The sequence below is a fragment of the Gelidibacter pelagius genome, from assembly GCF_017581925.1.
GTDB classification, from domain to species: domain Bacteria; phylum Bacteroidota; class Bacteroidia; order Flavobacteriales; family Flavobacteriaceae; genus Gelidibacter; species Gelidibacter pelagius.
Map to the genome: position 1 here is coordinate 1 of NZ_JAGEVG010000099.1, position 318 is coordinate 318.

At 46.9% G+C, this 318-nt stretch carries 1 protein-coding gene; it reads left to right on the top strand.

Going from position 1 to position 318, the window contains the following annotated elements:
- Window positions 1-89 precede the first annotated feature (89 nt).
- A complete protein-coding gene (locus J4051_RS18930) occupies window positions 90-227 on the top strand; it encodes a hypothetical protein (RefSeq protein WP_208235439.1) in 138 nt (45 codons plus the stop codon).
- The last annotated feature ends 91 nt before the right edge of the window (window positions 228-318 follow it).

Here is a 318-nt window from a genome sequence, read left to right on the forward strand (position 1 = left end):
TGGTCAGGTATGAATAATGGAGATGAATGCAAATGAACCTCTGATGAAGTGTCGAGAAAGTGCAACCCTCTGTCAAAAGTGTTTGAAGTATGACAAACATTATAAGTCCAGCGGTCACCTGTTTATTGGCTGGGCGGCAGACGTCATTTAGGGGGCATGACCATTATTCGGGCTTATTTACGGAACTCGGGAACCTGTACAACAATGCAAAGGGAAATGCACAATAAGAACGACTTAGAGGCAGAATACCGATGGGCTGTGCAGGGGCGGACTAACCCGTAGTAGTGATGAAGCTCCTGTAATGGGAGCGGAGCAAAG